The 25,196-nt window shown below is 60.6% G+C and carries 24 protein-coding genes; 12 read left to right on the top strand and 12 right to left on the bottom strand.

Annotated features, from left to right (window positions below; all coding sequences use genetic code 11):
- The first annotated feature begins 149 nt into the window (after positions 1–149).
- From PAN31108_RS08575 to PAN31108_RS08555, 5 genes are all read left to right on the top strand, one after another.
- The gene (locus PAN31108_RS08575) at positions 150–1,595 is read left to right on the top strand and encodes an aminotransferase-like domain-containing protein (RefSeq protein ID WP_150668441.1); all 1,446 of its coding nucleotides are present in this window, start codon (positions 150–152) and stop codon (positions 1,593–1,595) included.
- Positions 1,596–1,947: 352 nt separating this feature from the next.
- Entirely contained in the window at positions 1,948–3,834 is a 1,887-nt protein-coding gene (gene htpG, locus PAN31108_RS08570; RefSeq protein WP_150668440.1) for a molecular chaperone HtpG, read from the top strand.
- A 166-nt stretch (positions 3,835–4,000) separates the two neighbouring features.
- Positions 4,001–4,597 (top strand): chorismate--pyruvate lyase family protein, encoded by a 597-nt coding sequence (locus PAN31108_RS08565; RefSeq protein ID WP_150668439.1) that lies wholly within the window; start codon positions 4,001–4,003, stop codon positions 4,595–4,597.
- A gap of 5 nt (positions 4,598–4,602) precedes the next feature.
- A complete protein-coding gene (locus PAN31108_RS08560; RefSeq protein ID WP_150668438.1) occupies positions 4,603–5,139 on the top strand; it encodes a DNA-deoxyinosine glycosylase in 537 nt (178 codons plus the stop codon).
- A gap of 117 nt (positions 5,140–5,256) precedes the next feature.
- Positions 5,257–6,099 carry a spermine/spermidine synthase domain-containing protein gene (locus tag PAN31108_RS08555; protein WP_150668437.1) on the top strand — a complete coding sequence of 281 codons (843 nt, stop codon included), beginning with the start codon at positions 5,257–5,259 and terminating at the stop codon, positions 6,097–6,099.
- A 147-nt stretch (positions 6,100–6,246) separates the two neighbouring features.
- On the opposite strand, the gene PAN31108_RS08550 is transcribed toward PAN31108_RS08555, so the two are convergent.
- The 4 genes from PAN31108_RS08550 to PAN31108_RS08535 form a co-directional block, all read right to left on the bottom strand.
- Complete coding sequence (locus PAN31108_RS08550; protein WP_150668516.1) at positions 6,247–6,585, bottom strand: DUF2322 family protein; 339 nt, start codon at positions 6,583–6,585, stop codon at positions 6,247–6,249.
- A gap of 87 nt (positions 6,586–6,672) precedes the next feature.
- Positions 6,673–7,887: a benzoate/H(+) symporter BenE family transporter gene (locus PAN31108_RS08545; RefSeq protein WP_150668436.1), complete on the bottom strand. Its 1,215-nt coding sequence runs from the start codon at positions 7,885–7,887 to the stop codon at positions 6,673–6,675.
- A gap of 136 nt (positions 7,888–8,023) precedes the next feature.
- Complete coding sequence (locus tag PAN31108_RS08540; RefSeq protein WP_150668435.1) at positions 8,024–9,199, bottom strand: vWA domain-containing protein; 1,176 nt, start codon at positions 9,197–9,199, stop codon at positions 8,024–8,026.
- 13 nt (positions 9,200–9,212) lie between these two features.
- Positions 9,213–10,055: an AAA family ATPase gene (locus PAN31108_RS08535; protein WP_150668434.1), complete on the bottom strand. Its 843-nt coding sequence runs from the start codon at positions 10,053–10,055 to the stop codon at positions 9,213–9,215.
- A gap of 332 nt (positions 10,056–10,387) precedes the next feature.
- Here PAN31108_RS08535 and PAN31108_RS08530 point away from each other — a divergent pair, with 332 nt between their 5' ends.
- Complete coding sequence (locus PAN31108_RS08530; protein ID WP_370819601.1) at positions 10,388–10,696, top strand: c-type cytochrome; 309 nt, start codon at positions 10,388–10,390, stop codon at positions 10,694–10,696.
- Between the two features lie 25 nt (positions 10,697–10,721).
- Complete coding sequence (locus PAN31108_RS08525; RefSeq protein WP_370819595.1) at positions 10,722–11,135, top strand: c-type cytochrome; 414 nt, start codon at positions 10,722–10,724, stop codon at positions 11,133–11,135.
- Positions 11,136–11,288: 153 nt separating this feature from the next.
- On the opposite strand, the gene PAN31108_RS08520 is transcribed toward PAN31108_RS08525, so the two are convergent.
- Entirely contained in the window at positions 11,289–11,720 is a 432-nt protein-coding gene (locus PAN31108_RS08520) for a DUF1841 family protein (RefSeq protein ID WP_150668432.1), read from the bottom strand.
- 271 nt (positions 11,721–11,991) lie between these two features.
- Between PAN31108_RS08520 and PAN31108_RS08515 the strand changes: the two genes are divergently transcribed.
- Together PAN31108_RS08515 and PAN31108_RS08510 are read left to right on the top strand one after the other, a co-directional pair.
- Positions 11,992–12,864 carry a DMT family transporter gene (locus PAN31108_RS08515; RefSeq protein ID WP_370819594.1) on the top strand — a complete coding sequence of 291 codons (873 nt, stop codon included), beginning with the start codon at positions 11,992–11,994 and terminating at the stop codon, positions 12,862–12,864.
- 109 nt (positions 12,865–12,973) lie between these two features.
- On the top strand, positions 12,974–13,567 hold the full coding sequence (locus tag PAN31108_RS08510) for a malonic semialdehyde reductase (protein WP_150668430.1): 594 nt from the start codon (positions 12,974–12,976) through the stop codon (positions 13,565–13,567).
- 144 nt (positions 13,568–13,711) lie between these two features.
- Here the strand turns inward: PAN31108_RS08510 and nth are convergent, their stop codons facing one another.
- The gene (gene nth / locus PAN31108_RS08505; protein ID WP_069341704.1) at positions 13,712–14,356 is read right to left on the bottom strand and encodes an endonuclease III; all 645 of its coding nucleotides are present in this window, start codon (positions 14,354–14,356) and stop codon (positions 13,712–13,714) included.
- Positions 14,357–14,429: 73 nt separating this feature from the next.
- The gene (gene rsxB / locus PAN31108_RS08500; protein WP_150668429.1) at positions 14,430–15,365 is read right to left on the bottom strand and encodes an electron transport complex subunit RsxB; all 936 of its coding nucleotides are present in this window, start codon (positions 15,363–15,365) and stop codon (positions 14,430–14,432) included.
- Positions 15,366–15,469: 104 nt separating this feature from the next.
- Between rsxB and PAN31108_RS08495 the strand changes: the two genes are divergently transcribed.
- On the top strand, positions 15,470–16,108 hold the full coding sequence (locus tag PAN31108_RS08495; protein ID WP_150668428.1) for a TetR/AcrR family transcriptional regulator: 639 nt from the start codon (positions 15,470–15,472) through the stop codon (positions 16,106–16,108).
- A gap of 139 nt (positions 16,109–16,247) precedes the next feature.
- Here PAN31108_RS08495 and PAN31108_RS08490 read toward each other — a convergent pair whose 3' ends face one another.
- Both PAN31108_RS08490 and PAN31108_RS08485 read right to left on the bottom strand, forming a co-directional pair.
- Complete coding sequence (locus PAN31108_RS08490) at positions 16,248–17,489, bottom strand: polyhydroxyalkanoate depolymerase (RefSeq protein ID WP_150668427.1); 1,242 nt, start codon at positions 17,487–17,489, stop codon at positions 16,248–16,250.
- A 220-nt stretch (positions 17,490–17,709) separates the two neighbouring features.
- Positions 17,710–18,909, bottom strand: coding sequence for an amino acid aminotransferase (locus tag PAN31108_RS08485; RefSeq protein ID WP_150668426.1), 1,200 nt, complete (start codon positions 18,907–18,909; stop codon positions 17,710–17,712).
- 391 nt (positions 18,910–19,300) lie between these two features.
- On the opposite strand from PAN31108_RS08485, the gene uvrB reads away from it, so the two are divergent.
- Entirely contained in the window at positions 19,301–21,388 is a 2,088-nt protein-coding gene (gene uvrB, locus PAN31108_RS08480; protein WP_150668425.1) for an excinuclease ABC subunit UvrB, read from the top strand.
- Positions 21,389–21,462: 74 nt separating this feature from the next.
- Here uvrB and PAN31108_RS08475 read toward each other — a convergent pair whose 3' ends face one another.
- From PAN31108_RS08475 to PAN31108_RS08465, 3 genes are all read right to left on the bottom strand, one after another.
- The gene (locus PAN31108_RS08475) at positions 21,463–21,795 is read right to left on the bottom strand and encodes a 7(1) septoil knot domain-containing protein (RefSeq protein ID WP_246183840.1); all 333 of its coding nucleotides are present in this window, start codon (positions 21,793–21,795) and stop codon (positions 21,463–21,465) included.
- A gap of 67 nt (positions 21,796–21,862) precedes the next feature.
- Positions 21,863–22,348 (bottom strand): hypothetical protein, encoded by a 486-nt coding sequence (locus tag PAN31108_RS08470; RefSeq protein WP_150668424.1) that lies wholly within the window; start codon positions 22,346–22,348, stop codon positions 21,863–21,865.
- A 1,087-nt stretch (positions 22,349–23,435) separates the two neighbouring features.
- Positions 23,436–23,864 (bottom strand): hypothetical protein, encoded by a 429-nt coding sequence (locus PAN31108_RS08465; RefSeq protein WP_150668423.1) that lies wholly within the window; start codon positions 23,862–23,864, stop codon positions 23,436–23,438.
- A 749-nt stretch (positions 23,865–24,613) separates the two neighbouring features.
- On the opposite strand from PAN31108_RS08465, the gene PAN31108_RS08460 reads away from it, so the two are divergent.
- Positions 24,614–25,090: a low molecular weight protein-tyrosine-phosphatase gene (locus PAN31108_RS08460; protein WP_150668422.1), complete on the top strand. Its 477-nt coding sequence runs from the start codon at positions 24,614–24,616 to the stop codon at positions 25,088–25,090.
- Positions 25,091–25,196 lie beyond the last annotated feature (106 nt).

The following is a 25,196-nucleotide window of genomic DNA, read 5'->3' as shown; positions in this document are numbered from 1 at the left end:
TCGCATCGGCTGACACTTTGGCCGAAGTGGCCCTATCAACCCGACGAGGAACGCCGACCCGTGAACCTCGACATTGGCCGCATCGGCACGACCGATGTGGTCCATGGGCAAGACGCCGCTTGCGCAGCACGCCGACAAGGTAGACGACGATGACGACAACGAACCGCATTTCTCCGTTCATTCTGGCGGACAACGCCGCGCTCGACACGGCGCGCATGACGCTCGTCGATCAACTGGTGCATTGGGCGCGACTGCGTATCGAAGAGCGCGTTTTCTTGCCGGGAATGCGGATGCCGTCGATCCGCTCGTTGGCCGAAGACAAGCGCGTATCGCGTTTTTCTGTCGTCGAAGCGTATGAAAGGCTGGTCGCCCAGGGGTATCTCGAGGCGCGGCGCGGTTCGGGTTTCTATGTGCGCGAGCGTCCGGCATTGCCGCCGCAGAATGCGGCTGCACCGATAATGACGCCGGGCCCGCTGGACGTCGCGTGGCTCGTGCGCAGCATGTTGCACCAGGTGGCGCCAGAGCGCGGTCCGGGCATGGGGTATCTGCCGCCGGGCTGGCTCGACGCGGACATGATGACGTCCGCCATGCGTTCCATGAGCCGCCAGTCGAGCGCACACCTGCTCCAGAGCGGCAATCCGCAGGGCTTCCTGCCGCTACGCGTGCAACTGCAGACGCAACTCGCCGAGCTTGAGATAGGCGCACGTCCGGAGCAGATCGTGCTGACGTCTGGCATTACGCAAGCTGTGGACTTCCTGCTGCGTCTATACGTCGGCGCGGGAGATACGGTGCTGGTGGGCGACCCCGCGTGGTTCGTGATGTTTGGCCGGATTGCGTCACAGGGGGCGCATACGATCGGCGTGCCGTACGCGCCCGACGGGCTCGACATGCAGGCGCTGGAGCGTCTGGTGCAGCAGCATCGTCCCAAGCTGCTCATTCTCAATTCGATTCTGCAGAACCCGACCGGCACGTCGCTCACGCCGGCGCGTGCGTTCCAGATTCTGCGGCTGGCCGAGCAGTACGACTTCATGGTGCTGGAAGACGATATTTACTGCGATCTTTGCCCGCCGCACCAACAAGTGGCGCGTCTGGCGAGCCTCGATCAGCTCAAGCGCGTGATTTATATGGGCAGCTTCTCCAAGACGCTTGCGGCCAATCTGCGGGTGGCGTTCGTGGCGTGTTCACCGGAGTTGGCGAAGACGTTTGTCGATCACAAGATGCTCTCCGGCTCGACCACACCGGAGATCAATGAGCGCATCGTCTACAAAGCGTTGACCGAAGGGCACTATCGACGTCACGTCGAACGGTTGCGTTCGCGGCTGGACGAGGTTCGCGACGGCACGCGACGTCACCTGGAGCGACTGGGGCTGCGGATGTTTGGCGAGCCGACCGCCGGCATGTTTTTCTGGGTCGATACGGGGATCGATACCAGTGCCATTGCCGCGGCCGGTCACGAAGCGGGATTTCTGTTCGCGCCGGGAGCGCTGTTCTCGCCACGTCAGGCGCCGAGCACATGGATGCGCATGAATGTCGCGTGCTCCAGCGATCCGTCGATGCTGTCCTTCCTGTCGCGACAGCTCGAACTCGCGGCGTGACGCCTGCCGTGCTGCCCAGCCCATCGGTTGGTAGGGGAGGCGGCGCGCTCGGGCTTTCCGAGGGCGTGGGGCGACAAACCCGTCAGTTGCGTATAAGGGGCTTAAGGTATGGGCTTAAGGGCGCTCCGGTGCCGCCTTGGGCTTTTGCCGGGTCTTGCTGTGTTTCACGGCCGCTTCCTGTTGTTCTGGGCAAAATAACCCTTTCGCCGGCCTTGAAATGCGGCGGCCAGTCCCTATGTTCCGACCTGTACCGCCGTTGCGGCAGCGCGCGCGCAAGTGCGCCCGGCGGCGCGGTTGGCGCGATTCGCGTCGATATTTCATCCATCTCACCGATTCACGAGGGTTCCCGACCATGGCGCAAGAAACCATGAGCTTTCAGGCAGAAGTCAAACAGCTTCTGCAACTGATGATTCATTCGTTGTACAGCAATAAGGAAATCTTCCTGCGCGAACTGATCTCCAACGCCTCGGACGCCGCCGACAAGCTGCGCTTCGAAGCGATCAACGACGGCGCGCTGTACGAGCAGGATCCGGAACTCAAGATTCGCGTCTCGTTCGACAAAGACGCCCGCACCATCATGATCGAGGACAATGGCATCGGCATGAGCCGCGACGAAGCCATTGCGCATCTCGGCACGATCGCCAAGTCCGGTACCAAAGAGTTTTTCTCGCGCCTGTCCGGCGATCAGCAGAAAGACGCCGCCCTGATCGGTCAATTCGGCGTGGGCTTCTACTCCGGTTTCATCGTCGCGGACCGCATGACGGTCGAATCGCGCCGCGCGGGTCTGCCCGCCGCTGAGGGCGTGCGTTGGTCGTCGTCCGGCGAAGGCGATTTCTCCGTCGAAACCATCGAACGTGCACAGCGCGGCACGGCGATCACGCTGCACCTGCGTGAAGGCGAGGACGAATTGCTGTCGGCGTGGCGACTGCAGTCGATCATCCGCAAGTACTCCGATCACATTTCACTGCCCATCGTGATGCGCGGCGAATCGTGGAACGAAGAGAAGCAGGCGATGGTGCCCGCCGATACGGACGAAACCGTCAACCAGGCCAGCGCGCTGTGGACTCGCAGCAAGAGCGAGATTACGGACGAGCAGTACACGCAGTTCTACCAGCACATCGCCCATGACATGCAGCCGCCGCTCGCGTGGACGCATAACCGCGTAGAGGGACGTAGCGAATATACGCAACTGCTGTATGTGCCGGGCCATGCGCCCTACGATCTTTGGGACCGTAATTCGCAAGGTGGCCTCAAGCTATACGTGAAGCGCGTGTTTATCATGGACGACGCCGAGCAGCTGCTCCCGAACTATCTGCGCTTCGTGCGTGGGGTCGTCGATTCCGCCGATCTGCCGCTGAACGTCTCGCGCGAAATTCTTCAGGAAAGCCGGGATGTGAAGGCAATTCGCGAGGGTTGCGCAAAGCGCGTGCTGGGGCTGCTCGAAGACCTGGCGGAGAACCAGCAGGAGAAGTACACCCAATTCTGGGGCGCTTTCGGTCAAGTGCTCAAGGAAGGCACGGGCGAAGATCAGGCCAACCGCGAGCGCATCGCCAAGCTGCTGCGTTTTGCGAGCACGCACAACGATTCGGCCGAGCAGAACGTGTCGCTGGCGGACTACGTGGGCCGCATGAAGGAAGGTCAGGACAAGATCTACTACGTCACCGCCGAGAACTGGGTGGCCGCAAGTCACAGCCCGCACCTCGAGGTATTCCGTAAGAAGGGCGTAGAGGTGCTGCTGCTGACCGACCGTGTCGACGAGTGGATGTTGTCCTACGTCCACGATTTCGACGGCAAGGCGCTCGTGAGCGTGGCGCGCGGCGATCTGGATCTCGGCGCGTTGGAGGATGCCGGCGAGAAGGAAGCGCAGGCGAAAACCAACGACGACCTCAAGCCGCTTGTCGAGAAGATGAAGGAAGTGCTCGCGGACAAGGCCAAGGACGTGCGCGTGACGTTCCGTCTGACCGATTCTCCGTCGTGTCTGGTGTCGGACGAAAACGACATGAGCGGCACGCTTCAGCGTCTGATGAAGGCCGCCGGGCAGAAGATGCCGGAGTTCCGTCCGATTCTCGAGATCAATCCGGAGCATGCGCTGATCAAGCGTCTTAGCGCGCAGAGCGCCGATCTGGCGGACTGGACGCAATTGCTGTTCGATCAGGCGTTGCTGGCCGAAGGCGGCAGTCTTGAGGATCCGGCCGCGTTTGTGAAGCGCACCAACGCGCTGTTGCTGGCAGCCCGCTGATTTTTGGCAGCCTGACATCGAAAGGCTCCCGTGACGAAATGTCGCGGGGGCCTTTTTGCGTTGTGCAGATTGGTCGGTAGCCGTGCATTGCGGAGCTTGGGGCGTGCATCTGATGCCGACACGGTGCACGGCGCGTCACCCGGTTGCGCCTTTATAATGCCGAGCCATGACTTTCCCATTCGAAGTAAGCGGGCGGCGTTGGCAGGCTGTCCCGGCACCGGCGCTTACGCGTCGTCACAAGGACTGGCTGACCCGGGGCGGGGCGCTCACACGCCATCTGTCCACGCTGGGGCGCGTGAGCGTGCGTGTCGTGGCCGAGCGGGTGATGCCTGCCGATGCGGATCAATGCCGCGCCATCGGTGTGCCGCTGCGTACCCCGATGTGGGCGCGCGACGTCATCTTGCTGGTCGACGACGAACCTGTGGTCGTGGCGCACAGTGTTACGCCGCTTACGTATAGTCGCTCGATCTGGCAGGCGATGCGTCGCTTGCGGACACGTCCGCTCGCCGACCTGCTATATCACGACCCCACGGTCTCGCGCTCCGTGCTGGTATCCCGTCCGCTAGGCCCCCGCCATCTGCTGCATGCGCGGGCGCGGCACGATGCGCGTGATCCTTTGATCGGCACCCATCCGCGCGCACGGCTGTGGGCACGTCGCTCGGTGTTTTTGCGGCATGGTGCGCCACTGCTCGTCACCGAGGCGTTTTTGCCGCGTTTCTGGCGGCGTTTGCAGGCGGCCCACGGCGTGACGGAACGGGACTGAGCGCTATGCCGACGCCTGCCGTTCCCGCGCTGAAGCGCAACTTCCCACCTGTCGTGGATACGCACACGCGCCTCCTGATCCTCGGTAGTCTGCCGGGCGAAGTGTCGCTGGCGCAGCAGCAGTACTACGCTCATCCGCAAAACCGCTTCTGGTATCTCGTCGGTGAGGTGATCGGCGAGCCGCTTCCGTCGCTTGCGTATGAGGTGCGGCTCAATGTGCTGCGGGCACGCGGCGTGGGGCTTTGGGACGTGGTGGCGCAAGCGCGCCGCGAAGGCAGCCTCGACAGCAATATCCGCCTGCACGCAGGCAGCGATCTCGTCGGGCTGATCGAGACCTTGCCGTCGCTTCGCGCGGTCGCGTTCAACGGTGGGACTGCCGCGCGCATCGGACAGCGCGCGCTCGCGCAGGGCGGCGTGACATTGCCGGTCGTGCTGCTTCCCTCAAGCAGTCCCGCTTATACGATTCCGTTGGCGACGAAGCGCGACGCGTGGCTCGCATTGCGCGAATGGCTTGACGATTCCGGATCGGTGAGCTCTTGCTGAGTCGTGGTCGTCACTAAGGTACGTATGCGTCGCGAACGTACCGCTCCCGAAGGCATACGCGCCGAACCCGGTACAATGCGGACCCATCGGAATTTCCCGAGCTTTACTGAAGGACACATGACCCTCATCAAACGCAAATCCATCGAAGCCGAAGCGTTCGTCGCAGACGATCGTGCCGCCCGTTCCCCGCGTCCGACTTACAAGCCGCGTTTCGCGCCGGTGACGTTCTCCGAAATCGGTGGCGTGCGTTACCTGCATTTCGGCACGGAGTGGGTGCAAGGGGCGATGCGTTTGTCCAAGCCCGACCGGATCGAACTCGAGTACGCGCAGCAAATGATGGCGTGGCTGCTGTTCATGCGCGCACCGAAGCACGTGGTGCAACTCGGCCTCGGCACGGGGGCGATCACGAAGTTTTCGGCTAAACAGTTTGCGCGTACTCAAGTTACGGCTGTCGAGCTGAACCCGGCCGTGGTCGTGGCCGCCCGTACGATGTTCGACCTGCCGAGCGATTCGCGTCGTCTTAAGGTCGTTGAAGCCGATGCCTGGGACTTCGTTACGGACACCGCAAATCACGGCACCGTCGACGTGCTGCAAGTCGATCTCTACGACGCCACTGCGCGCGGCCCGGTGCATGACACCCCGGCGTTCTACAAAGCCTGTCGCGCAACGCTGCGCGAGCCGGGCATGCTGACGATGAACCTCTTCGGCGATCACGACAGCTATCCGAAAAACATCCGTCGCCTGCGTCAGGCGTTCGACAACCGTGTGATCGAGTTCCCGGAAGTGCACGACGGCAACGTGATCGTACTGGCCTTCAACGGCCCGCTGCTGTCGGTGCAATGGAAAGACGTGGAAGCGCGCGCCAAGGTCGTGGAAGCTTCCACGGGCCTGCCCGCCAAGCGTTGGGTCAAGCAACTGCGCGAAGCCAACGGCGATGGCGGGCCGGTACTTACGGTCTGACGCGTGATGCGTAGCCGCGGGCCGTCGCTTGCGGAAGATGCAAAAAAGCCAGCCGGACGGCTGGCTTTTTATTGCGCGCTGGAGGCGGTAGCTAACGTACCCAGCTTATCCAGTGCATTCACTGCACCCAACGTGTCCGCTGCGGCCTCAGGCCGCGACCTCGTCGATCGTCAGCGACTCGCCGCCCGCAACGATAGCGAGCAGGCGATCGACGTTCGGATGGGCGCCCGGGCGATTGCGGGCGTCGGCCGTATGCTCCGCGAAGACGGCCAGCGCGTGCTCGGCCGCTTGGGCGTCGAGTGTGCCGAATGCCTGCTTCAGATAGTGGTACACGGCGAGCGAGCCTTGCTTACCCGGCGCGTTCTCGATGGTGCCCACCACGGCGCCACTGCCGTTGCGCAGGTCTATGCGGGCGATGCCTTCGATGCTGCCGATGCCGGCCATCAGCGCCAGGTTGTCCTTGAAGACCGGGGTCGGTTCGATCACTGCCATGGTTCTGCTGCTCCTGCGATTACGTCAAAAGTGAGTTGAAAAACGTTGCGGGCCGAATGGTATCACCTCGGCGCGACAGACTCAGGCGCGGCGCCATTGCAGAATCGTCAGCGTCAGCACGCCGGCGATCAGTCCCCAGAAGGCCGAGCCGATGGACAGCAGCGTCAGGCCGGATGCCGTCACCATAAACGTGATGAGTGCCGCTTCACGCTGCGTCGCGTCATGCATGGCATTGGCCAACCCGTTCATGATCGAGCCGAACAGCGCGAGGGCCGCGATGGAGACGACCAGCGCCTTGGGAAATGCGGCAAACAGGGCGGCAATGGTCGCACCGAACGTACCCGCTACCAGGTAGAAGACGCCGGACCACGCCGCTGCCGTATAGCGTTTGGCGGGGTCTTCATGGGCTTCCCGCCCGGTGCAGATGGCGGCGGTAATGGCGGCCAGATGGATGCCGTGCGAGCCGAACGGCGCGAGCAGCACCGATGCGATCCCCGTTGTCGAAATCAGCGGCGATGCGGGAACGGTGTAGCCATCGGCCCGAAGCACGGCCAGTCCCGGTACGTTTTGCGAGGCCATTGCCACGACGAACAACGGGATTGCAATGCTGATCGTTGCCGATAGCGAGAACGCCGGCGTCGTCCAAACCGGTTTCGCGAGTGAGATGTTGAAGTGGCTGAAATCGAGCAACCCGAGTCCGCCGGCGACAGCGGTTCCCACGATCAGCGCCAACAAGATTGCGTAGCGCGAGGCGAAGCGTTTGACAACGAGGTAGGTAAAGAACATCGAGAGCACGAGGGCCGTCTGATGTTGCGCTGCGACGAAAATCTCCAGCCCGATCCGGAACAGAATGCCCGCGAGCAGCGCGGACGCCAACGCGGGCGGCACACGCCGCATGATCGTCTCGAAGCCACCCGTCAGGCCGCAAATGGCGATGAGGGCATTGCAGACGATGAAAGCGCCGATCGCCTCGCCGTAGGGCACGCCGGGGAGCGAGGTAATCAGGAGTGCCGCCCCCGGGGTCGACCATGCCACGACCACCGGTGTGCGGTAACGCAGCGACAGGCCGATCGTCGTCACACCCATGCCGATGGACAGTGCCCAGATCCACGAGGAAATCTGGCCGGGCGTGAGATGTGCGGCCTGTCCGGCCTGAAACATGAGGATGAGGGAACTGGTGTAGCCGGTCATCATCGCGACGAAACCTGCCACGATGGCCGACGGTGAGGTGTCCGCCAATGGTCTCAGCGGCGGCAGGGGCGGCACGGGCGGAACGGGCGAAGAGCGGGACGTCATGATGGCGTGGTGTCTCTGTCTTGTTGCATTGTTATTGTGTCTTGCGGCGTATCCGTAAATCACGTAGCGCGCGAGAGGCGGTGGCAGTTCCGGCACGCTTTCGGCGGGAACGCCGCCGAAATGCGAAGGTGCGTGGTTACTTGCTGAGCACCCGCATCGCCGACTCCAGTCCCGCCAACGTAATCGGATACATGCGATTGGCGAACAATTGGCGGATCACCGAAATCGACTGACGATACTGCCAAATCGCTTCCGGTTCCGGATTGAGCCACGCATGATGCGGGAAGCGATCGATGAAACGTCGCAGCCAGACGGCCCCGGCTTCCTTGTTGTTGTATTCGACCGAGCCGCCCGGTTGCAGCACTTCGTACGGACTCATCGTCGCGTCGCCGACGAAGATGAGCTTGTAGTCGGATGGGTACTTGCGCAACACGTCCCACGTCTCGAAGCGTTCATTGTGACGGCGTCGGTTCTGCCGCCAAAGATAGTCGTAGACGCAGTTGTGGAAGTAGTAGAACTCGAGATGCTTGAATTCGGACTTCGCCGCCGAAAAAAGCTCTTCCGTACGCGCAATGTGGTCGTCCATCGATCCGCCGACATCGAGCAGCATCAGGACTTTCACGTTGTTGTGGCGCTCGGGCACGAGCTTCAGATCGAGCCAGCCCGCGTTGGCCGCCGTCGAACGAATGGTGTCGTCGAGATCGAGTTCCTCGGCGGCGCCTTCTCGCGCAAACTTGCGTAGACGCCGCAGCGCCACCTTGATGTTGCGGGTACCAAGCTCTACGGTATCGTCGTAGTCACGGTATGTACGCTGGTCCCATACTTTGACTGCGGTGCGATTGCCGTTGCTCTCGCCGCCGATACGAATGCCTTCCGGATTGAACCCTCCGTTACCGAACGGCGACGTGCCGCCCGTGCCGATCCACTTATTGCCGCCTTCATGGCGACCCTTCTGCTCCTCGAACAGTTGCTTCAGTCGCTCCATGAGCTTGTCCAGCCCGCCGAGTGCCTGAATGCGTGCTTTGTCCTCGGGCGACAACTCGCGTTGCATACGTTTCCTGAGCCAGTCGAGCGGCACCTCACCCGATGCATCCACCACTTGTTGCACGCCTTTGACATAGGCGCCGAATGCCTGATCGAACTTGTCGTAATGCTTCTCGTCCTTGATGAGCGAGAGGCGCGCAAGATAGTAGAAGTCGTCCAGTGAGGGCGCGATGACCTGACGCTGCAGCGCTTCGAGCAGCGTCAGATATTCCTTGACCGAGACCGGCAGTTTCGCCGCGCGCAGGGTGTAGAAAAAGTCGATCAGCATGACATTGGCGCGCTTACCGGTTGGCGCGGTTCATGAAAACGAGGCGCTCGAACAGGTGCATGTCCTGCTCGTTCTTGAGCAGTGCGCCCGCCAGCGGCGGGATCGCCAGCTTGTTGTCGGCGCTACGCAGGGCTTCCGGGCCGATCTCCTCGGCCATCAGCAACTTGAGCCAGTCGATGAGCTCTGACGTCGACGGCTTTTTCTTCAAGCCTGGAATTTCGCGCACTTCGAAGAACGTCGACATGGCGGCGCTGACCAGCTCACGGCGGATGTTCGGAAAATGAACGTCGATGATCGACTGCATCGTCGCCGGGTCCGGGAACTTGATGTAGTGGAAGAAACAGCGGCGCAGGAAAGCGTCCGGCAATTCCTTCTCGTTGTTCGATGTGATGATGACGAGCGGACGATGCCGGGCTTTGATCAGCTCGCGCGTCTCGTATACGTAGAACTCCATGCGATCGAGTTCGCGCAGCAAATCGTTCGGGAACTCGATGTCGGCCTTGTCGATTTCGTCGATGAGCAACACGACCGGTTGGTCGGCTTCGAAGGCCTGCCAGAGCACGCCTTTGACGATGTAGTTGGCGATGTCGCGCACGCGCTCGTCACCCAACTGCGAATCGCGCAGGCGCGAGACCGCGTCGTATTCGTAGAGGCCTTGCTGCGCCTTGGTGGTGGACTTTACGTGCCATTGCAGCAAAGGCATGTCGAGTGCCGCGGCGACTTCTTCGGCGAGCATGGTCTTGCCGGTGCCGGGTTCGCCCTTGATGAGCAGCGGTCGTTGCAGCGTGGATGCCGCGTTCACGGCGAGCTTGAGGTCGTCGGTGGCGACGTACTGGGAAGAGCCTTCGAAGCGCATTGTCTGAGCCGTCCGCAAACAGCCGGCCAGCCAGCCGGGCAGGGAAAAAGTTCAGTATAAGACATTGCGCATAAGGCTCGCTCGGGCGTTGAAAATGTGCATTGATATCAAGGGCTTGTGGGGAAACTTCGGAGAACTGTGCGGGTCAGCACCGAGTTTGCGCCCGGGAGGGTGTGGGTTACAATCGATTGCTTTTTTCACAGGTCGGCAGCCTTGGAGCCGGGACGTCGACCTGCGTGTTGCGGGCCGGTATTCCAACCAAAAACGTTCCCAAGAAGACCATGAAAAAGTTCCTCACGATGATGGCGCTGGTGCTTGGCAGCACGTCGCTGATGCCGGCGGTGCATGCGGCCGAGCTCGCGCCCGATCTCGACGCCGCGAAGAGCAAGGTCGCCATGTGCATCGGCTGCCATGGCATTGCCGAATATCGCACCGCTTTCCCCGCGGTTTATCGGGCCCCTCGCATCGGCGGCCAGAATGCCAAGTACATCGAGAACGCACTGAACGAATACAAGAAGGGCGAGCGCAAGTTCTCGACCATGCATGCCATTGCGTACACGCTGACCGATCAGGATATCGTCGACATTGCTGCGTACTATGCTGCGCAGACCGCGTCGTCGCCGGTCAATCCCCAAAAGTAAATCGTGCGTGGCTGAGGAGAACAAGATGAAGCATTCGATGGCAAAGACCGCTGCTGCGGTGTCGCTCACGCTCGGTGCGGTGCTCGCCTCGCTTGGCGGTTCGGCCATGGCCGCAGGTGACGTCGTTAAAGGCAAAGCGCTGGTCGACAAGGGAATGTGCGCCAGTTGCCACGGCGCCAATTTGAACGCGCCCATTGCCCCCGAATACCCGAAGCTGGCCGGTCAGTACGCTGACTACGTGTATAACGCGTTACGTGCTTATCAGAACGAAACCAGCCTCGTGTACGGCCGCAGTAACGCGATCATGAAGACGCAGGTCATGTCCAATCCCGCGACGATCGGTAAGGACGGCAAGCCGCGCCCGTTCACGTCGCAGGAGTTGTTGGACATCTCGGCTTACATCGAATCCCTGCCGGGCGATCTGGTCACCAGGAAGTAAGCGTTCGCCGTTACTCCGGGGGAGCGCATGAAAAAACGACGGTTGCCAACACGGCAACCGTCGTTTGTTTTCGTTCGGAGAGCGCGCGTTCGACGCCGCGACCAGCGCTGATTGCGTAGTGCCGCAACGGCCGTTGCCCTTTGAGGCAGGCGCTCAGCGCGACGCCTGCTGTTCGATACGTTGCAAATATGCGTCCGAGTCAGGGGGCTGGCCGCTACGCTGCGCTTCCCAAAGCGTCTGCCCGAGGCACTCCATAATGCGGTGCTGTGCTTCGTGCGGCGAATCGAGACGATTCGTCAGCTTTTCATAGGCGGCACGGATACCCGGGGGCTGATCGATCGAGACTTGTTCGCTGATCGCGAGGTGCATCGACAGGTGCAGGAAGGGGTTGGTCTGTCCGGCCTCGGGTGAGTAATCGCGAGCGCTGGCCTCTTCCGTATCGGCGAGGGCATCGTGATACTCGGGGTGTTCGTGGATCCAGTCGGCGGCAATCGTTTCGAGCGGCGTGAGAATGCCGCCGCTACGCTGTTTTTGCCAGGTGGTGCAGAAGAATTGCCGGACTTCGTCTCGGCTCGGATTGAACATGGGGACTCCGTGGGGTTCTTTTGGGGCATCTTGCAGCGCGCTTTGCCATGACTACAATGGCGCATCAGCCTGTGCTGTACCGTGCGGCCGCAACATGCCCGGCGGTCCGGAAGTGACCGGATCACACCAATAACGCAAGAAAAACACGCCGTATTGTCGCTCAATTCGCTCAATCATGCCGCAAAGCCCCCGCAACCCTATCGCTCCGGCCGCTCGTGACGTTCCGGCCTTGCCGCCCACGCCTGCACCATCTGCATGGGGAGGCGTTGCGTTGATTGCGGTATCGGCATCGGCCTTCGGCGCCATGGCGATCTTCGCGCGAGGCGCTACGGCGGCCGGGGCGGATATCGTCGCGATGCTGCTGTTCCGCTTCTTCGTGGCGGCCGTGCTGCTGATGATCTGGTGCCGCTTGCAGCGTGTTCGCTTCCCGTCACGCCGTCAGTCGCTGTATATCGCGATGATGGGAGGAATCGGCTATGTCGGGCAATCGCTTTGCTTTTTCGGCGCGCTCCAGTATGCGCAGGCATCGCTCGTTGCGTTGCTCCTGTATCTGTACCCGGTTTTTGTGACGATTCTGGCCGCGATATTCCTTCACGAGCGGCTCACGCCAGTGAAACTGGGCGCGTTGATGCTCTGTTCGCTGGGAACGGCGTTTACCGTAGGTGGCGGACAAGGCCAGCCGCTGGGCGTGGCGTTGGCCGTGGCGGCGGCACTGATCTACTCGGGGTACATCGTCATCGGCGCACGAGTGACGCGCGGTGTGGACGCACGGGCGACGGCGACGCTCGTTTGCGTGGCAGCGACGGTGTCCTTCGGTGTCATGGCCGCGATTCGCGCATCGCAGGGGTTGGCACTGCACTGGCCTGCCGGGGTAGCGGGATGGGGGGCACTTGCCGCCATTGCCGTGTGCTCGACGGTTGTCGCCATTCTCACGTTCTTCGCCGGCTTGCAACGTCTTGGCGCAGGACGTGCGTCGATGCTCTCGACGCTGGAGCCCGTCGTCACCGTGCTGCTTGCGGCCATGCTGCTCGGTGAAACGCTCACTGCGGTGCAATGGGGCGGCGGCGCGCTGATCCTCGCGGGCGTGGTCTGGCTCTCGGCCAGAGGAGCGTGCGCGGACGCCGAGAGCGCATCAAGGGCCTGATCCCTGACCCTCCAGGGATTTCAGTCCCGCCTGTGCTCGTCATGCGACGACGGTACAATCGCCTATCGCGAGCCTATCGTTGGCTCTTCAACACCAGAGGTTAACCATCATGAGCAGCATTACTAAAGAAGCTATCGCCCAACTGTTCACCGACGCCCGCACGCACAATGTGTGGCTTGACAAACCGGTCAGTGACGAAACGCTGCGCGAACTCTACGATCTCGTGAAATGGGGGCCGACGTCTGCTAACACCACCCCTGCGCGCATCGTGTTCGTGAAGAGCCCGGAAGCGAAGGCGAAGCTGCTCGAATGCATGGCGCCGGGGAATGTGGACAAGACGCGTACGGCGCCGGTGACGGCCATCATTGCGTTAGATCTGAAGTTCTACGAGCACTTGCCCCGGCTGTTCCCGAACGGCGCCGCCACGATGGTGCCGATGTTCTCGGCCGATGCCACGAAGGCCGCCGGTGCGGCGCATATGAACAGCTCCTTGCAGGGCGGGTACTTCATCCTGGCGGCCCGCGCACTGGGCCTCGACTGCGGCCCGATGGCCGGTTTCGACGCACAGAAGGTCAACGATGCGTTCTTTGCTGGCACCGAATGGCGTGTGAACTTCATCTGTAATCTTGGCTACGGCGACCATAGCAAGTTGTTCCCCCGCAATCCGCGTCTGTCGTTCGACGAAGCGGCACGTATCGTCTGACACGTTTGCTGCGTAAGCTGCGCGGCAAACGCGTCTTTCGACGCTTGCAAGACAAAACGGGCGGTTCCGCTATCGGGCCGCCCGTTGTCGTTCGCGGGGGCGTGCGTCGGCGCGTCGTGTCCCGTGTCGTGGCGCCGGCAATGATCAGGCTTTGGGCGCCGGCGTCTTGGGACGGAAATCGCACAGCGGTTCGATGGCGCAATGCCAGCATTCCGGTTTGCGTGCTTTACACACGTAACGGCCATGCAGGATGAGCCAGTGATGCGCGTCGTGTTTGAATTCGCGTGGCGTGACGCGCTCCAGCGCCAGTTCAACTGCCAGCGGGTCTTTGCCAGGCGCCAGGCCGGTACGGTTCGCCACGCGGAAGATATGCGTATCGACGGCAATCGTGTCCTCGCCAAATGCCGTATTGAGTACGACGTTCGCGGTCTTCCGGCCGACGCCCGGCAACGACTCCAATGCCTCGCGCGAGCGCGGGACTTCGCCGCCATGTACATCGAGCAACAACTGACAAGTGGCGATGACGTTCTTGGCCTTGGTGCGGTACAAGCCGATCGTCTTGATGAAGTCGGACACGCCGGCTTCGCCGAGCGCGAGCATCTTCGCCGGCGTATTGGCCACAGCGTAGAGCTTGCGTGTGGCTTTGTTGACGGAGACATCGGTTGCCTGCGCGGAGAGCAATACAGCGATCAACAATTCAAATGGCGACGTGTATTCCAATTCGGTCGTCGGCGTCGGATTGAGCTGTTGCAGCGTCTCGAACAGGGCACGGCGTTTGGCGTCGTTCATGGCGGGGGCGCGTGGGGAATGGCGTCTGTCTTGTTGTCGGGAAGGGGGGCCATCGAAGCGTGTCGTCGCTTGATCAGGCCTTGTCTTTTCCGGAAGGATCGTCGTCCGTCGCCAGCCCGAGTCGCTTGCGACGCGCTTGCGCTTCGTCGATTTGCGCCTGTACCGATGCGGATACGTTTTCGGTATTCTTCGGCCCGAGCCCTTGAGCCGCCAATGCGGCTTTCTTCTGACGCGCCCGTTCCAGGGCCGCCTGAATGATCGTCTGCTTGCGCGCAGCGGCTGCGGCGGCCTCATCCGTCACGTTGGTCATGTCGGTCATGTTGGCGACGTCGTTTGATGAGGGCGCAGACTGCGGGGTGTCTGGCGAAGCCGCCGGTATGTTGGCGGCGTCGGCTGTGACCGGCGCGTCAGGTTGGGCCGCCACCGGCGTAGTCGACGGGCCCGGTGCCCCCGTGGCAACGCGCGCGGTCCGCGCCGCAAGACGCGCCTCGCGCTCCGCCTTGTCTTTCGCGAGACGCGCCTGATGGGCTTCGAAGTGGGCGCGCGCCTCGTCGGCCAGCGCTGGCGACCATGCGTCCCAGCCAGTCTGCTCCCCGGTGACCGGCACCATTTCGATACAGTCGACGGGGCAGGGCGGTACGCAGAGATCGCAGCCTGTGCAGCGATCCGCGATTACCGTATGCATCAGCTTGGCGGCGCCGGCGATCGCATCCACCGGGCAGGCCTGAATGCACAAGGTGCAGCCGATACACAGGGACTCATCGATGACGGCGCGCGGGCGCGGTCGCTCCACGCCGTTCTCGGGGTTGAGCGCAATGACCGGGCGGCCGAGCAGTTTCGCAAGACGTTCGACGCCCTCCGCCCCGCCCGGTGGACACTGGTTGTAGCTGGCTTGCCCGCTGGCGATGGCGTCGGCGTACGGACGGCAACCTGCGTAACCGCACTTGGTGCATTGCGTCTGGGGCAATAGGGCATCGATGCGCTGAGCGAGCGCGTTGACTTCGGACACGTCTTTTGTGGGGGATTCGGCGGAAATTCGAATTATCCTGCATTTTGCAGAAACACTGAAACCGTTGTGCCATAATTCCGCCCGATGAGAACGACCGGCCGATCATGACAACACTAGAAACGAAGATCAAACGTGACCCGGAACGCACCCGCCAGCGCATTCTTGCCGCTGCGATCGAGGAGTTTGCGGAACGTGGTTCGAGTGGGGCGCGTGTGGACAGCATTGCACGGCGAGCCGAGATCAACGAGCGCATGCTCTATTACTACTTCGGCAACAAGGACCAGTTGTATCTGGCCGTGCTTGAAGAAGTCTATGGCGAGTTCAACCGTGCCGAACACGGGCTCAAGCTGGATCTGCTCGCGCCGCTCGATGCCGTGGCCGAACTGGCCCATTTCGTGTGGGATTACTACGCCGACCATCCGGAACTGATCCAGCTCATCAATAACGAGAATCTGCACGAGGCGAAGTCGATGCGTCAGTCGACGGAAATTCGCCAGCAAGTCTCACCGATCGTGGAACTGCTGGCGCAGACGCTCAGGCGGGGTCAGGACAGCGGCGAGATTCGGGAAGGCATCGATCCCGTCGATCTGTATGTGACCATTTCGGCGATGGGCTATTACGTGATGTCCAATCGGCACACGTTGTCTATCGTGATGGGCCGCGACATGATGAGCGAAGCGGCGAGAACGACGTACGCGTCGTTCAATACGCAAATGCTGCTGGACTCGTTGCGTACGCGGTGAGCGTAGCGCCGCGATCTGCGGCTTCTGGGTTGATTCCCAAAGACAAAACCGCCACGTGGGCCTGAGCTCACGTGGCGGTTTTGGTATGGCCGTTCGGATTAGCGAACGAGGATCAGTGAACGGCGGTGACGCTCAGGGCTCAGGCGTGCTTCGCGATGAAATCGCGAATCTGCGGATAGATCACATTACGCCAGCGGCTACCGGAGAAAATCCCGTAATGCCCGCACTTCGGCGCGGTGAAATGCGCACGGCGCTTGGCCGGAATGCCCGTGCACAGTTCGTGCGCAGCCTGCGTCTGGCCACTTCCGGAGATGTCGTCCAGTTCGCCTTCGATGGTGAAAAGCGCCGTGGTTTTGATGTCCTGCGGCCGCACGCGTTCGCCGGCGACATCCCAGGTACCGCGCGCGAGGCTGAAGTCCTGGAATACCGTCTTGATCGTGTCGAGGTAGTACTCGGCCGACATGTCGAGTACGGCGTTGTACTCATCGTAAAAGCGACGGTGTGAATCGGCGTCGTCGTTGTCGCCGCGCATCAGATCCAGATAGAAGTCCCAATGCGACTTCAGATGGCGATCCGGATTCATGGCGACGAAGCCCGCGTGTTGCAGGAAGCCGGGATAGACCAGACGACCCGCACCGGGGTAGTTGGCCGGCACTGCGTGAATCACGTGATTCTCGAACCATTCATACGACTTGTTCATCGCGAGCGAATTGACGGCAGTCGGGCTCTTGCGGGCATCGATGGGGCCGCCCATCATCGTCATGGTCCTGGGCGTCGTTTCGCCGTTGGATGCCATGAGCGAAATGGCGCCCAGCACCGGGACCGTCGGCTGGCAGACCGAAATGACATGCAGGTTCTCCGCACCGATGTGGCGGATGAACTCCTGAATGTACGCAACATAGTCGTCCAAATGGAACGCGCCCGCTTCGAGCGGCACCATGCGCGCATCGATCCAGTCGGTGATGTACACCTTGTGGTCCTTGAGCAGCGTGGAGACCGTATCGCGCAACAACGTTGCGTGGTGACCTGATAGCGGTGCGACGACCAGAACTACAGGGTCGTCCTTCAGTTGACCAACGGCGCTGGCATCGTCAGCGTACCGCTTAAAGCGTAGCAGACGGCAGAACGGCTTTTCCATCGCGGTCATTTCCACGACCGGGATGTTGTGACCGTCGACCTCGACTGCCTTGATGTTGAATTCGGGTTTTTCGTAGTCTTTGCCGAGCCGGTAAAGAAGTTCGTAGCCGGCGGCGATGCGGGGTGCGCCCGGCATCATGGCAAGCAGGCTGCCCGGGTTGACGAAGGTCGTCGCCGCCGCCTTTGCCCACGTGGTGAGGGGGTTCAGCCACGCACGGTTGTACTCATGAATCTGATACAGCATGTTGTGTGCCCTGAGGCGGATGATGGGGGGGATTATGCAACCGTTTATCGCGGCTGTGCAACGCAGCATAACCCTGATATATGGCATTTCCGCATCATGCCGATAGTCTTAGCTTATTTCGGCGATTGTCATTAACTATCGTTGTTGCGGCGCAACAATGTCGGTCCCAAAAAAAGCCCGCCGAAACGGGCGGGCTTTCTCATTGGATGCGAACAAGAGCTTAGCGCAGCACTTGCGCGATGGACGAAGCCACGTGATCGATGTTCTTGTCGTTCAGTGCCGCCACGCAGATACGACCGGTGCTCACGGCGTAGATGCCGAACGCTTCACGCAGACGTTCGACCTGATCGGCGCTCAGGCCCGAGTACGAGAACATGCCGCGTTGCTTGATCACGAACGAAAAGTCGCGTTCCACGCCGTGGGCGCGCAGCTTCTCGACCAGTGCCAGACGCATCGCGCGGATACGTTCACGCATTTCGGCCAGTTCTTCTTCCCACAGGGCGCGCAGTTCTGCGTTGCCCAGAACGGCGGCGACCACCGAGCCGCCGTGCGTCGGCGGGTTCGAATAGTTGGTGCGGATCACGCGCTTGAGTTGCGAAAGCACGCGGGTCGACTCGTCCTTGCTGCCCGTGACGATCGACAGAGCGCCAACGCGCTCGCCGTACAGGGAGAACGACTTGGAGAAAGAGCTGGAGACGAAGAAGTTCAGGCCGGTAGCGGCGAACAGGCGGACCACGGCGGCGTCGGCGTCGATGCCGTCACCGAAACCTTGGTAGGCGATGTCGAGGAACGGCACCAGCTTGCGGGCCTTCACGACTTCCACGACTTGCGCCCACTGATCCATCGTCAGATCGACGCCGGTCGGGTTGTGGCAGCACGCGTGCAGCACGACGATCGTGCCTTCCGGTTCCTTGCCGAGCATGTCCAGCATGCCGGCGATGTTCACGCCATGCGATTCGGCGTCGTAGTACGGATACGAAACGACGTTGAAGCCGGCGGCCGTGAACAGGGCGCGGTGGTTTTCCCAGCTCGGGTCGCTGATGGCGACCGCGGCGTTCGGGTTCAGTTGCTTGAGGAAGTCGGCGCCGATCTTCAGGGCGCCGGTGCCGCCCAGTGCCTGCGCCGTGACGACGCGGCCTTCGGCCAGCACAGGCGATTCCTTGCCGAACAGCATTTCTTGGACGGCTTTGTCGTAAGCGGCAATGCCTTCCATCGGCAGGTAGCCGCGCGGCAGACCGGCGGCCACACGTTGTTCTTCCGCTGCCTTGACGGCCTTGAGCAGGGGCAGTTTGCCTTCCGCGTTGAAATACACGCCCACGCCCAGGTTCACCTTATCGGTGCGGTGATCGGCGTTGTAGGCTTCGTTCAGACCAAGAATGGGGTCGCGCGGGGCGAGTTCGACAGCGGAAAAGAGAGTCATTTCGACGGCTCGAGGCAGGTGGTAGGAAAATGCAGCGGGGCGGCGGCAACTGACGCAGGATCGGCCCAGCGCGTTATTTTAGCGAAGATTACCCGCGCTTGTGGTAAACACCGGCCCTCAGACTGCGAAATGCTGCCTTTTCGGCACGAAAAGTGCCACGTATTGCCAGAATTTGACGAAAACGTCGTGATATCACGCCACAGGCGAGGCCGCAGGGGCGAGGGCGTCGATCCGCCGGGGCGCGGCCGTTGGCGGATGACGACGCGGCGAACCGGATGGGGTGGTGCCGACAGGGAAGACTGCTGCAAGGGGCGACGTTACCCATCGGCGTCAGGGAATCGTCCGACGCGCTAGAATGCCAGATTACGTCTCTCATGCTCGCGCCCCCGCCATGACTCCTGCGGCTGATAACGATCTCGACGAAAGCAAGTTCCTGACGTTCCCGGATTCGCCCTACCAGCTCTACTGTCCGTTTCCCGCCGCCGGCGATCAGCCCACTGCGATTGCGCAACTGACGGAGGGCGTGGAGGACGGGCTTGCATTTCAGACGTTGCTTGGGGTGACCGGCTCAGGCAAGACGTTCACGATGGCTAATGTGATTGCCAGGCTGGGTCGTCCCGCTATTGTGTTCGCGCCGAACAAAACACTGGCCGCGCAGTTGTACTCGGAATTTCGCGAGTTCTTCCCGTGCAATGCAGTGGAATACTTCGTCTCGTATTACGACTACTACCAGCCTGAAGCCTACGTTCCCCAGCGAGACCTCTTCATCGAAAAGGATTCGTCGGTCAACGAACATATCGAGCAGATGCGTTTGTCGGCAACGAAGAGCTTGCTGGAGCGGCGCGATGTGGTGATCGTGGCTACGGTCTCCGCCATCTACGGTATCGGGAATCCGAGCGAGTACCACCAGATGATCCTGACGTTGCGTCAGGGCGACAAGCTGGGACAACGGGAAATCATCGCCCGGCTGATCGCGATGCAGTACACGCGCAACGAAACCGACTTCGGACGCGGTACGTTCCGCGTACGCGGTGACACCATCGACGTTTTCCCGGCGGAGCACGCCGAGTTGGCGCTGCGGGTCGAGTTGTTCGACGACGAGGTCGATTCGCTCCAGTTGTTCGACCCGCTCACGGGACGTGTCCGCCAGAAAGTGCCGCGATTTACCGTATATCCGTCGTCGCATTACGTGACGCCGCGCGACACGGTGTTGCGAGCGATCGAGACGATCAAGGATGAATTGCGCGAGCGGCTCGACTTCTTCTATAAGGACGGCAAGCTGGTCGAGGCGCAACGTCTTGAGCAACGCACGCGCTTCGATCTGGAGATGCTGCAGGAGCTCGGTTTCTGTAAAGGCATCGAAAACTATTCACGGCACTTATCCGGCGCTGCGCCCGGCGAGCCCCCGCCGACGCTCGTCGATTATTTGCCCCCGGACGCGCTCATGTTTCTCGACGAGTCGCACGTGCTCATCGGTCAGTTCAACGGCATGTACAACGGTGACCGGGCGCGGAAGGAAAACCTCGTCAATTACGGATTCCGTTTGCCTTCGGCACTCGATAATCGTCCGCTAAAGTTTGCCGAGTACGAGCGCAAGATGCGGCAGGCGATCTTCGTTTCGGCGACCCCTGCGGACTACGAGGCGAAGCGTACGGGGCAAGTGGTAGAGCAGGTGGTGCGCCCGACCGGGCTGATCGACCCGATTATCGAGGTCCGTCCAGCGCGTACCCAGGTGGACGATGTTCTCTCGGAGATCAACAAGCGCGTTGCCGTTGAAGAGCGTGTGCTGGTGACGACGCTTACCAAACGCATGGCTGAGCAACTGACGGAGTATCTGTCCGACAACGGCGTGAAGGTACGTTATTTGCACAGCGACATCGATACCGTTGAACGCGTAGAGATTATTCGCGATTTGCGTCTGGGCGCATTCGACGTCCTCGTGGGGATCAACTTGTTGCGCGAAGGGCTGGATATTCCCGAGGTGTCGCTGGTCGCTATTCTCGACGCGGATAAGGAAGGCTTCCTGCGCGCCGAGCGGTCATTGATCCAGACGATCGGTCGAGCCGCGCGCAACGTCAACGGCACGGCCATCCTGTACGCAGACAAGATGACCGAGTCGATGAAGCGGGCGATCGGCGAGACGGAACGTCGTCGTGCGAAGCAGATGGCGCACAACGAGGCGCACGGCATCGTGCCGCAGGGCGTGAAAAAGCGCATCAAGGACATCATCGACGGTGTCTATGATCCGCAGGACGCCAAGGCGGAAATGGCGGAGGCCAAGGAACAGGCGCACTACCAGGACATGTCGGAAAAGCAACTGGCTCGCGAGATCAAGAAGCTCGAAAAGCAGATGCAGGAACATGCGCGCAACCTGGAGTTCGAGAAGGCCGCGAAGGTGCGCGACCAACTGTTGCACGTCAAGGCGCTGGTGTTTGGCACCGACGGCGCAAGCGAGGCGGAGTTGGGGCCGAAGGTCTGAGGGGGCAGGTCAGGGGGCCGGACGATGGATGTCCGGGATGGCTACCGATGCCTCGCCGGTACCCCCGTTATTGGCTAGTTTCCGACGCCCGGAAAACTATTGACCCACGTTACGCGGAAATCGCCGAACGAGTTGACGATTTCGACGGTGAAGTCGGGAAATGAGTCGACGATTTGCCATTGCCCGCACCGGTCGGCAAAGGAACTCACCTTTTCCACCTTGAGATCGGGAAATGACGGAACGACTTCGATCTTGAAGTCGGCAAAATTCTTGACGATTTTTACCTTTCCGTGAAGGGGGATGCCTTTAAGGCTGCAACTCCGCTTATCGATCTCTGCTGCATGCGCGAGGAGCGGTGTGCATATCAGTGCAGGCAAAAGGCTTTTGGCGATGATGGTTCTTATCATTTTGCGTCGCAATTATTAAAGTACGCGCCGGCAATGCCGATCCGAAAGCATTGCCGGCAGTCATCGCTTATTGCCAGACGACCGTTTCGGCGACCAGTTCCGGACCGAGCGGGCCTTTACGGATGCGGCCAGTCACGCTGCCCTTACAAACGGAGTGCTGGCAGTCGTTGAGAAGCTTTTTTCGGTCGTCTCGGGGAAGATTTTCTCCGTTCATCGTCACGGGTGTCATATCCATCATGTCGCTCTTGAGCAACACCATCTTTTCGCCGCCGACTGCCTGAATATTGCCTTTAGTCGAAACGCGTTTGCCCACGAGATCCTTGATATCCGTTTTCAGATCTGCGAGCGCGACTTGCTGGCTGCCGTTCTTGTCCTGTGAAGTCTTGGCGCCCGCAGCGGCACGATCCCGAATGGCGTCATAGCATGCCAGGCGTTGCTTATCGTTTTGCGTTGCCGAGCATCGTGAGAACTCTGCCGAGATGTCTTGCGAATGTGCCGAGATTGCCGCGACTGAAAGCAGGCCTGCCAAAGCGGCCTTACGTGGAAAACGCATTCTGGATCCTCTGTGTAATGATTGGAAAGTATTGTTCTGGATGTCGTTATCGATTTGCAGGCATCGAGAAGTTTTTGTTGGCAATGCTAAATCATTGCCAGCGCGATCATAACCAACTCTTGTGAATCGTGGTTATCCAAAATGCAATTCGAGTCGAAGTACGGGGGCGGAGTAGGCTGCGAGGCGCCTGCCAGGAATCTTGAAGAGGGATGGCGCGGAGTTAAATCGGGGCACAGTCGAAATGTGAAGCGTGCCGGAGGCGAACGTCTACAGTGCCGTGGGTTGCCGATTAAATCAGCAGCATATTGATTGATAAGAAAAGATACTGTTTTTCGTATCGACGGAATTCGGCGCTTCCCGCAAGGCCGCATGCATTGCGGGGGGGGGCGTTCAGGTGCGGCTGAACATGAGGCGCCGGATGCTCCGACATCGAGTCGTGCGACGACGGCTTGTGCGTCTACGAATTGATGGGGTACATGCCGTGACCCGCAACGCCATTGCGTCGGATGGCGGCGCGCTCAAGGACGCCCATCACCGGGTGTTGAAGTGCAGCGCAGCTAAGATGGCCTCCAGGTTCACGTTGGCTGAAGAACTGCTGCGCTGGTCAAGGAATTGCGATCGCACAGGCGTGCGACCGTCTTGATCATGCCTATTGACGCAATTCCGGTACTAAAAACTGCGTGTAATCGAACGTCGACGGGAGCGCAGTGAAGACGGAAGGCGCGCCGCCACAGTTCCCGAGACGGAAGAGGTTTCTCTTGGTGTTCGACTCGACATGTCGCGCCTTAAACCAGAACGCGGTTTGCGGCTTACCGCAGAGATCGGGAATGTTCCCTCATGGTGATTAGGTTGGGGACCGCAGTCCGGCGCGTAGCAAACAGTCCCGAAGCGCTTAGACTTCGCCGGGGCAGCGCGTTGACTCTGCTGCTCCTGCCGTGACTCGAAACAAGTCCGCAGGATGATGTCACTCGGGATTGCGGTGCCGCGCTCGACGATCTGTCTGCGGCGTGCTCACTCGAGCGAGTGCACTCATGCCGCTGAAGCGCAATCAACTCGCAGGATGACTTGAGCTGAGAGTTTCACACCGCTATTGGTGGGTGCCTGATCGTTCGCTCGGGATCGAGTCCGACGCCATATGCTGCCTGCCGCTGAAAAGGGTGCTCAGGTAGGCGACGACGGTACGCTCGGCGACTTCAAAGACGAGAAGCAGTAGCGTACTAATGATGCCGCGGGCCAGGTACCAATAGCTCTCGGGGCGATAGATCGACATAAAGTCGGCATATCGGGGCGTCTGAACGATACCGAATCCGCGAAGGAAATCGAATCCCGCAGCGATTAGCACGAAAAGAATAAACATTGCCATTCGGTATGTGTGCTCAGGTTTGGCGCGCCGCCGATTTCGTTCGCGTAGCCCGATCAACGCGAGTTCAAAAATAATCGCTGCCGCAACCGCAATTCCTGCATAACCGCCGAAGATAAATCCAAGTTTCGCTTCAGATGGGACGTCCAGCCACATTTTTGTATCGATTTTGTTTCTGAAAGCAAAACAATGTAACACGATTTGAGCTTTTTTTAAAAGCGCCGATCAACCTGCGTAAGGTGGCGTTCCGTGAGAACGCACGAAGATACCGCTGTTAGCGTATAAGAAGCCTGCCGATGGGAGGAGGGAGGGAATGACTGAAATCCGGCAAGGCAGAGATCTGAAAGTGCTTGATTGACGGGCCGTAGCGCCTTGTGGGGCGGGGAAAGTGGCGTGTGGTCGGTACGAGATGCCGACGCGGAATGTGTGCCACTGGCGCTTTGATTGATAGGGAAGCGTTTCGAAAGTCCGAGGCACTTCGTGGTCTGGGATTTTCGTGAAAATGCCCAACGGAGATGGGGCTCTTCGTCAGATGGATCAGCTTTCTTTTCGGAATCCAACTCCCCGATGAGTCGGAAACATTTGTCTCAATTTTTGAGATTGTCTCGAAAAGACGATCTTGCAGATCGCTCGCGACCCGTCGAAATCCAGGCGATTGGCGTACCTCTCCCATTACGTAACTCGGATGATTAGCCCGAATGACTTTACGAGCACAGCGTTCCTCTAGTGGATTCTTTTGCTCGGGGGGCGGCGAATCGGTCGCGGCCCAAATGAACGCTTAACGGGGTAGCGGTGTGACGACCTGACGACGTGGCGGTGTAGCGATGTAGCGGCGGGATGCTAATGTTCGGCGGGGCGCTATTGTTGCCACCATCTGGGAAATGAAATTCAACTGATTGATTGTTATGAAAAAAACATCGGTTCTTTTTGTATGTATGGGAAATATCTGTCGGTCCCCCAGCGCCGATGGCATCTTTCGTCATCGTCTGGTTGCGGCCGGATTGTCGGAGGTCGTCGAGGTCGATTCCGCGGGAACGCACAGCTATCACATCGGTCACGCACCGGATGCGCGCACGCAAGACGCTGCCCTGCGGCGCGGCTATGATCTGAGTGCGCTTCGTGCGCGGCGCGTCGAGGCCGACGATTTCGAGCGCTTCGAATGGATTGTCGCGATGGATGACGCCAACGTTTCCGAGCTGATGGCGCGTTGTCCCTCAGCGTATCGTCACAAGATTGTGCGATTGATGGATTTTGCGACGCGTCACGAAGCCAGCGAGGTGCCCGACCCGTATTACGGCGGCGCGCAAGGGTTCGAGACCGTGCTCGACTATATTGAAGACGGTCTCGACGGGTTGCTTGCGCACCTGGAAACGCGCGGTTGAGCGCCCGGGCCGCTGTGCGTCATTGCGCCGCAGGTCGGCCCGGCAGTATCGGTGGATGGGCTTTCGACGCTATGATGCGGACCGCCACATATGGGACGCATTCAGC

This window comes from Pandoraea anhela (assembly GCF_902459655.1).
Taxonomy (GTDB): Bacteria; Pseudomonadota; Gammaproteobacteria; order Burkholderiales; family Burkholderiaceae; genus Pandoraea; species Pandoraea anhela.
This window is presented reverse-complemented; position numbering and strand designations above follow the sequence as displayed.